At 38.0% G+C, this 8089-nt stretch carries 1 protein-coding gene; it reads left to right on the top strand.

The window, feature by feature from the left end:
• Positions 1 to 192: 192 nt before the first annotated feature.
• On the top strand, positions 193 to 8089 hold a 7897-nt coding region (locus Q0X02_RS07630), incomplete at its 3' end, for a hypothetical protein (protein WP_297813926.1).

The following is an 8089-nucleotide window of genomic DNA, read 5'->3' as shown; positions in this document are numbered from 1 at the left end:
CAGCGTCAGATGTGTATAAGAGACAGACTTGATTTTAAATAGAAAAAGTTATAAAATAAAAAGTAATAACAAACATTTTTATATAATTTGAATTTGTTGACACGATGAATAAAATTTTAAAAATATGAAAATGTTTAGTGTAAGAATTTGCCGTACCATTCGGTTTCAAAAATAATTAACAAAGGAGATATTATGACACACGAAAACGCTAACAGCAATAGCAAAAACAAAATTATAAAAAGAACTTGCCAATGCCTGTTGACAACAGCACTTGTCATTCCGGCGTTGACAAGCGTGAGCTATGCTACGCAAGTTGACAACGATATGGAAAATCATATCAAACAACACGTTGAGCAACAAGTGACACAACAAAACAATGGAGTGTCCAACTCGCCATTGAACAAAACAGAAGGAAAAACACAAGACAGAACTGTTACGACAAATAAAGAACAAGAAAAACCTTCACAAAAGGATGATACAAAAAAAGAATCCGTTGTGAGTGAACTGTTGACAGATAGTGAGATTTCGAACATCAAAAAACAAGCAGCTGACAAGGGATACGAGTTTACTGATGCAATGGTGAACAAACTAAAAGCAGAACTCGAAAAAATCAAAGACGACGCTGATTTTGCGAGCAAAAAAATATCATTAATCACAAAAGCAGTTGACGACAACCAACCAAGTAAATTAGACGTGTCGGCTGAACTCGACAGAACAGCAGTAACATCAGATGGACAAGACAGAGAAGCTGATACAGAGCCACCTAAAATGATGAATAATGGTCACTATTCAACTTCACCAAAAGGAGACCCTACTGCATTAGATGGTTACACATTGCCATACGATTCTTATATGGGAGACCCTAACGGAAAACAAGGCAAGAACAAATCCGGATGGTTTGTAACTTACAAAACAATTGATAATAGTGGAAAAATCAAAGACTTTTACCTTGAAAAACAACCTTCTGGTTCGGAATTTGAAAAATTTGTCAAAGGTGTAGATGATATTAAAGAAGCACTTAAATATGAAGACGACAACAGCAAAGGTGTCAACAAAAAATTCTATATGATTACTGACAACAAGGCATCTGTCGGCAAAAACGAAATCAAGTTAGTTTCGATTGACCAAAACGGCAACAAATTGACTATTACAAACTACCTCAATGTCAAAACTTACCTTCCAGCAGCTTCTGGGAAAATAGTAGCTATATTGGGACAATCTGAAGATATAACAGAAGAACAAATCAAAGCCGCTCTTGGTATTTACTACAAAGCATACGACGATGATAATGCCAGAAATTCTATTATCGAAGAAGTAAAAAACAACAAAAAAGATGACTTAGTTTATGGTAACATAGAAAAATACAAACCACAAGGAACAACTTATACACTAAAAGAAAAACCGAAATTCGATAAAGTTGGTACTACAAATGTCACAGCTCTTGTAAAATACAAAGACATTGACAATAAAGAAATAACAGAAGAAGTGCAAGTTCCATTGGAAGTATTAGACAAGGAAGCGCCATTATTGCACAACGGAGGCAAAGAATCCGGCAGAGGACAAAAAGGCAAATTAGATGATGCTACTTTCAGCCCTATTTTTATGGGTGAAGAAAATGGACGTATTAATTACGACAAAGGCAAGAACTTCTACACTTACAAAGCCATCGACAACAGCGGTACTATTGTTGAATTAAAAGCAGAAGGTCTTCCTGAAGGAACTACACTCGAAGAATTTAAAAAAGGCGTAGATGATATCATACAAGCAACAAAATTTGGCGGAAATGATGAAAATTGTGTAGCCAAGAAACTCTGGGTAACTGCAACAGACAAGGCAAAAGAAGGAACATATTCGTTCACAGTAACTACGAAAGACCCTAGCGGTAACACTACAACTGTAACTAACAAAATAGAAGTCAGAGTGTACGTTCCAGCGGCTATAAAAGAATTGCAAGCAGAAATCTACGAAAAAGATTACGAAAACAAATTGAAACCTGAAGATGGAATCGGTGTCTACCATAAAACACACGACAACGAAAATCAAAGGGCTGCAATCGTCAATGCCATAAAAGAAGCAATCGCAAAAGCAAGAGAAGCCAGAAAGACAACTGATGCTACTTTTGAAAATGTAGTAGACAAAAAAGGATACTTGCCAGATGGCACTACATTTGAATGGAAACTCAGAGAAGGCAACACAGACCTTAACCTACACAAAACAGGTCTTACTTTCAGAAGAGTTACAGTAAAATACAAAGACAAAAATGGCGATGATGTTGTCCAATTAGTTACAGTTCCAATCAATGTAAAAGACACAAAGGCACCTATTATTTGGAGGGCAAAGCTCAACACAGGCGTAGCCCCAGACAGCGAGTCACAACTAAATGGCAAAGATTTTGTTGGATATGCTGCTTTTATTGGTGATGATAATTCACTTGGATTCACATATAGAACTGGTGACAACTCTGGTCAAATAAAAAGCTTCACACAAGAAGGAGCACCAATCGGTACTGTGTTTGAAGGAGCAGAAAACAAGGGATTGGATGCCAACGGCGACAGAACAAAACTAGCGTTCTCAACAGATGAGCAAATGCTTGCGAGAGCACTAAAAATAAAAGCGACAAATGAAAATAAAGTTGGTGATTATGTAATCACAATCACATCGACAGATAATCTCGGAGAAAATGGCGGCAACAAAACAGTTGTGAAGAACACCATCAATGTAAGGACATATTTGCCAGTTGCAGCGAAGGAATTGTCATTGGAAAAAGGTGAAGATGCAACTAATCTACAAGCTAAGGATTATATCGGCGCATATTTGGAAAAATACGACACAAAAATTGGCAAAAATGATGCCAGAACAAAAGCCCAAGTTAAAGCTGATATTGATAACAATAATATAGATAAGAATAAAATTTCCGCTGATAAGGACAAATATTTCCCAACACAAGGCACAACTTATGAATGGGTAACAGCTCCTAATACAAACCAAGAGCCTGGAAATTATACAGCAGTGGCTAAGGTTATATTTACCGACAAAAACGGAAATAAAGTAGAGGAAACTGTAAATATTCCTTACACTGTTAAGCCATCGACAAAGCCAATTAATCCAACTGTAGAGCAAAAAGAAGACAAGGTGACAGTTTCTCCTGCTAATGGCGACACTAATACAAAAAAATTGGAGATAAAATATACTGACAAAGATGGTAACCCAGTAACTGTAACTGCAACAAAAGAAGACAGTGGTTGGAAGGTTACTCCAGACGTAGACGGGGTCAAGGTAGATGAAAATGGCAATGTAACTATTGAAAACAGCAAAGTTCAACCGGGTAGTGATATAAGTGTTGTAGCTAAAAATGACAACAAGCAATCTGAACCTACATCTGCAACTACAAGTCCAAAAGCTCCTGAAGTCGGCACGAATGATAAGGGAGATGTCACTGTAAAACCATCAGACAAGTCTGACAGCTTGGAAATAAAATACACACCAGAAGGTGAAGGAACAACAGAAAAAACAGTCACAGCCAAGAAAGACGATCAAGGCAAGTGGAAGTTTGAAGGAGATGCTACTGGATTAGAAATCAATGAAGATACTGGCGCTGTTACAATCAAAAAAGGAACAGCAAAGGAAAAACAACCAGTAAAAGCCACATCAAAAACTAAAAACTCAAAACCTTCAACAGAATCTACAATCGCTGTTCCAGACAAGACAGCTCCAACAGCTCCACAAGTTAAGTTGTCGGGTGATAACAGCGGTGATGTTACAATAACTCCGGCAAATGATGACACAAACAAAGTTACAATAAATTATACTGACAAAGAAGGTCAAACAAAAACTGTAACTGCTACAAAAGGCAATGACGACAAGTGGATTGTTCCAGCAGATTCTGGACTAAAAGTTTCTGAAGATGGAAAAACAATAACAGTTCCGAAAGCCATTACAAAAGATGAAACAGATGTAACGGCAAAAGCAACTGACGAAAACAACAACAACAGTGGCGATGTTACAGTAAAAGTTCCTGATAAGACAGCACCAGAAAAACCAACAGTGGAAGTCGACGACAAGACAGGAAATATTACAGTAAAAGCCCCTGAAGATAACGACATTAAAACAGTAGAAATCAAATACACTGACAAAGAAGGTCAACCAAAAACTGTAACTGCTACAAAAGGCGATGACGGCAAATGGAGAATTGAGCCAAATGATTCAGCAGTAAAATTTAAAGATGGCAAATTTACTGTCCCAGCTGACCAAGTTTCTCCGGGCACAAAGGTTAATGTCTCGTCAATTGACAAGTCGGGAAACAAAGCAGAAAAAGACCAAGATTCTAAGCCATCAAAACCTACGATTGCAGAAAACGACGACAAAGCGATAGAAATAACTCCACAAGGAGATGTTGAAAAAGTAAAAATCAAGTACACGCCTGCTGATGGAAGCGAAGAAAAAGAAATAGTTGCAAAGAAAAAAGCAGACGGAACTGGATGGGAAATCGAAAATGCACCACAAGGAATCAGCGTTGACAATACGGGTACTGTTAAATTTGACAAGGGAGTTGCAAAGGAAAATACCCCTATAAAAGCATCGTCAATAAAGGGCGACAGCAATTCTTCCTTGGAAAATGAATTACAAGTTCCAGACCACACACCACCTGAAAGTTCAAAAGTCACTGTCAATGACCAAAATGGAAACTTTGAAATAACTCCACCAGAAAAAGACGCAGACAAAATCACAATCACATACACTAACGAGAATGATGAAAAAGAAACTGTAACGGTTACAAAAGATGAACAAGGTAAGTGGAAAGTGGCACCGGAAAACTCGGGAGTAAAAATCGATGAACAAACCGGAAAAATAATAATCGTTCCAGCAGGTAACGTATGGCCGGGAACAACAGTTAAGATAGAAACCGAAGATAAAGCTGGAAACAAGGCTACGCCGGCAGAACAAAAGGCAAAACTAGAGGCACCAGAAGTCAAAAGAGATAAAGACTCAGGAGATGTCACTGTAAATCCATCTCACGGCGCAAAGACTGTAGAAATAACATACACTCCTGCAAAAGATGGCAAGCCGGAACAAAACGAAAAGACTGTCAAAGTTGTGAGAAACGATGACGGAACATGGAAATTTGATGGAATTGACGGAACAAAAGATGAACAAACTGGAGAAATAAAAACAGATACAGGTCTTGTACTTGATTCAAAAACTGGATTCGTAACAATATTGAAAGGAAACGCTGCTGAAAAAACACTTGTCAAAGCAAAATCTGTAGTAGGTAGTGAAAATTCACTAGAATCCAAAGCAGAAGTTCCAGATAAGACAGCACCAGAAGTTCCAAAAGTAACAGCCAAAGATGGTGGAAGGGTTGATATATCTGACCCATCCTCACTAAAGGGTGAGCCTACAAAAGTAACTGTGAAATACACAGCTCCAAATGGTGAGAAAAAGACTGCTGAATTGACAAAGGGCAAAAATGGACAATGGTCAACATCATCCACCGATCTAGTATATGACAATGTTACTGGCAATTATTACTTGCCAAAAGACAAGGTTAAGGGCGGAAGCGAAGTAAGTGTAGTAGCAGAAGATAATTCTGGAAACAAAACTGATGCCAACAACAAAGTCACAACAGCCCCAGAAGCTCCAAAGCTAGAGCAAGCTGATGACGGAGCTGTCACAGTTACTCCACCAGCAGAGGGTGCTAAGAGTCTTGAATTGATTTATAAAGACAAAGATGGAAAAGATAAGACGGTAAAACTTACAAAAGACGATGCTGGTTGGAAAGTTGATGGAGAAAATCCAGATGGAGTAACAGTTGAAGATGGCAAAGTTAAAATCCCAGCTGAAAATGTTCAAAAAGGTTCAGTGGTAATAGCTAAGGCATCAAATGACAAGAATGTTTCATCGGAAGTGGGTTCAACAACAACAAAACCAGAAGTGCCAACTGTTACTGAGAATGAAAAATCAAAAGATATAACTGTAACTCCTCCGGCTAATGCCGATAGTGTAGAGATAACATACACACCAAATGGTTCTGATGAGGAAAAGACTCTAACAATCACAAAGGGTACTGATGGCAAGTGGAAACTTCCTGACGGAGAAACAGAACTTACAATTGATGACAAAGGCGTAGTTACAATCGCCAAGGGCAAAGCTAAGGAAAAATCAGATGTAAAAGTAACATCAAAAGTCAAGAAAAAAGTCCATGCAAATGTTGAAAAAGACAAAAATGGTGCTGTAACAGTAACTCCACCACAAAATGCAAAAACTGTTGAGATAACATACACACCAGCAGGTGCTACTGAAGCTAAGACAGTTGTGCTCACAAAAGGTGAAGACGAAACATGGAAACTTCCTGCAGGAGTAAATGATTTAGTAATTACTAACAAGGGTCTAGTGACAATTCAATCAGACAAACTTACACCAAACACACCAGTAACAGCCATCGCAAAAACAGCTGATGAGCTAAAATCAGAAGAAAAAACTCAAAAAGTTGCTGATTTGACACCACCAGCAAAACCAGAAGTTAACACTGATGAAAAAACTGGAGATGTGACAGTTAAAGTACCAACAGAAGATGACGCACAAACTTTAACTATAACTTACAAAGACCCACAAACTGGAAAAGATAAGACTGTAACTGTTAAAAAGTCTGCTCAGGGCTGGACAGTTGACGGAGAAAATCCAGACGGAGTAACAGTTGAAGATGGCAAAGTTAAAATCCCGGCTGATAAAGTTCAAAAAGGAACAAGTGTAATTGCCAAGGCAACAGATGATTCAAACAACACATCAGACCCAGAGGTTATTACAACAAGACCAGAAGCTCCTAAAGTTACAGCTGATAAAGATTCAGGCGATGTGAAAGTAGAACCACCAAAGAACGCTGAAAAGATGGAAATAAAATACACACCAAAGGATGCTACGGAACCAAAGACAGTTGTAGTCACAAAGGACGCTGATGGCAAGTGGAAACTTCCTGACGGAGAAAAAGACCTAACAATTGATGAAAATGGTGTAGTGACAATTCAATCAGACAAACTAAAAGAAAACACACCTGTGACAGCCATCGCAAAAACAACTGACGAAGTAAGTTCAGAAGAAAAAACTCAAGGAGTTCCTGATATCACAGCTCCATCTGCTCCGACAGTAACAGCTTCAGATGATGGAAAATTAACTATTCAACCTCCAAAGGACGATGATGTTAAGACAGTGGAAGTTTCTTATTTTGGAAAAGATGGAAAACAAAAGACTGCTACTGCAACAAAAGGTGATGATGGTAATTGGACAATTAGTGGAGATTCTGACGGAATTACAGTCGATAAAAATGGCGTAATCACAATCAAAGAAGCAACTACAAAAGCAAATTCCGAAGTGACAGCAACAGCCAAGGACAAGGCAGAAAACGCATCAAAACCAGCAAAAGCAAAAGCCAAAACTCTTGCTGACAGAACACAAATAAAATTGCCATTTAGAACGAGCGTTGTAAGCGTATATGAATTACGTGACAGCGAGATAGAAGAAGTTATAAAAGCAATCCAAGATAAAAACAAAGATGAAAATGGCAATAGCACATTGCCAGAAGGTACTAAAATTGAGGTTGATAAGAAAGGAAATGCGACTATCAAGTTCAAAGATGGTTCATCTATTGTAATCGAATCTGAAAAATTAGTTAAGAATAAGTATTTTGGCACTACAACTGATGAAAGTTCCAACGGAAATGATGCACAAACATTAGACAAGTCACAGTTGCAAACAGAAGTAGACAAGGAAAATTCCGTAAAAGATTCTGACAACTACAAAAACGCAGACAAGTCTAAAAAGGATGCCTACGATAAGGCATTGCAAGAAGGAAAGAAAGTTCTTGATAAAAAGGATGCAACACAATCTGAAGTTGACAAAGCAAAATCACAACTCGAAAAAGCAAAATCTGAATTAAATGGTAAAAATGAAAGTGGCGACAACAAACCATCAGGCGACAACAAACCATCTGATGACAACAAACAAAACAAAGTTGACAAAAAGCCATTGGAAAAAGAAACCAACAATTCAGTAGCGACGAAGGAAACTAAAAAGTACAAGAACGCCGACAAAGACA

This window comes from uncultured Finegoldia sp. (genome assembly GCF_947252345.1).
Lineage (GTDB): Bacteria > Bacillota > Clostridia > Tissierellales > Peptoniphilaceae > Finegoldia.
Note: the sequence above shows the minus strand (reverse complement) of the source record. Positions and strands in the feature narration are given on the sequence as shown.